We start from the raw sequence: 1,299 nt of genomic DNA, 5'->3' as shown, positions 1-1,299 counted from the left end.
TATGCGGCGCTGATGGCGGTGTTCTTCCTGTCCGTCGCACTGTGGTGGGCGCTGGGCTCGCTCATGGGGCGCGGCTGGTCGGGCGTCGTCGTGGCCGTGATCTGGGCGATCGTCGCGCTGATCCTGTTCGTGGTCGGCCAAAGCCAGCTGAAGCAGGTCGAGGGCATGCCGCAGACCGTCGACACGGTCAAGGAGATTCCGGAAGCACTGAAGAGAAATGAGGAGAACCGATGAGTGATTCACCCGATGAGATCCGCGCGAACATCGAGCGGACGCGACAGGAGCTGGGGTCGGATGTCGACGCGCTCGCCGACAAGGTGACGCCGTCGAAGATCGTGGACCGGCAGATGGGGAAAGTGCGCGGTGCTTTCACCTCGGCGCGCGAGCGCGTCATGGGGTCGACGGACGATGCGGGATCCACGCTCTCGGACGCCGGTGACCGCGTGACCGAGGTTAAGGACCGCGCCATCGCGAAAGCCGAGGGCAATCCGCTCGCGGTCGGCCTGATGGCGTTCGGGGCGGGGCTGCTGATCGCATCGCTCGTTCCGACGTCGTCGAAAGAGCAGCAGCTCGCGAAGACGGTCAAGGACCAGGCTCAGCCGCTCGTCGATGAGGTCACGGACGTGGCCAAGGAAGTCGGCGAGCATCTGAAGGAACCGGCACAGGCGTCGGTCGAATCCGTGCGGGAATCGGCGCAGGAATCCGTGGCCGTCGTGAAGGACGAGGCGCAGTCGGCGGCCGGTGAAGTGACCGACCAGGCGCAGCGGGCTCGCGAGAACATCGCGGGTAGCTGACCGCGATCGAGCGGACGGACCCGTCGCACGCGGATAGGCGACGGGTCCGTCCGTCATGAGAGGAATGAAGATGTCGCAGCCGCACACGGAGGCCCGTGACGGGAGTGTCGATCCCGAGGCCTCGAGCAAGCCGGACTCTCCGGATGATGTCCACAGACGATCATGGAAGTACGTGGCGAAGAAGGCCTTCCGTGAGTTCTCGTCCGACCAGTGCACCGACATAGCTGCCGCGCTGACCTACTACGCGGTCCTGTCGATCTTTCCCGGTCTGATAGCGATCTTCTCCCTCCTCGGCGTCGTCGGTCAGGGACAGGCCGCCGGGGAAGCGGTGATCGGCATCGTCGAGCAGGTCGCCCCTGGCGACACGGCGGACGCTCTCCGGGGCCCGATCGAACAGGTCGCGGACTCGCCGGCCGCCGGGTTCGCACTGATCAGCGGCATCCTGCTCGCGATCTGGTCGGCGTCCGGGTACGTCGGCGCCTTCAGCCGAGCGATGAACCGCATC

Annotated in this window: 3 protein-coding genes; all 3 read left to right on the top strand. The window is 66.2% G+C overall.

Going from position 1 to position 1,299, the window contains the following annotated elements; all coding sequences use genetic code 11:
* A partial coding sequence (locus J7E68_RS06795; RefSeq protein ID WP_215171073.1) for a phage holin family protein occupies positions 1 to 234 on the top strand: 234 nt, incomplete at its 5' end.
* Positions 231 to 794 carry a DUF3618 domain-containing protein gene (locus J7E68_RS06790; RefSeq protein WP_215171071.1) on the top strand — a complete coding sequence of 188 codons (564 nt, stop codon included), beginning with the start codon at positions 231 to 233 and terminating at the stop codon, positions 792 to 794. The genes J7E68_RS06795 and J7E68_RS06790, both read left to right, overlap by 4 nt.
* A gap of 64 nt (positions 795 to 858) precedes the next feature.
* A partial coding sequence (locus tag J7E68_RS06785) for a YihY/virulence factor BrkB family protein (RefSeq protein ID WP_215171069.1) occupies positions 859 to 1,299 on the top strand: 441 nt, incomplete at its 3' end.

This window comes from Microbacterium sp. ISL-103 (genome assembly GCF_018613995.1).
Classification (GTDB): domain Bacteria; phylum Actinomycetota; class Actinomycetes; order Actinomycetales; family Microbacteriaceae; genus Microbacterium.
This window is presented reverse-complemented; position numbering and strand designations above follow the sequence as displayed.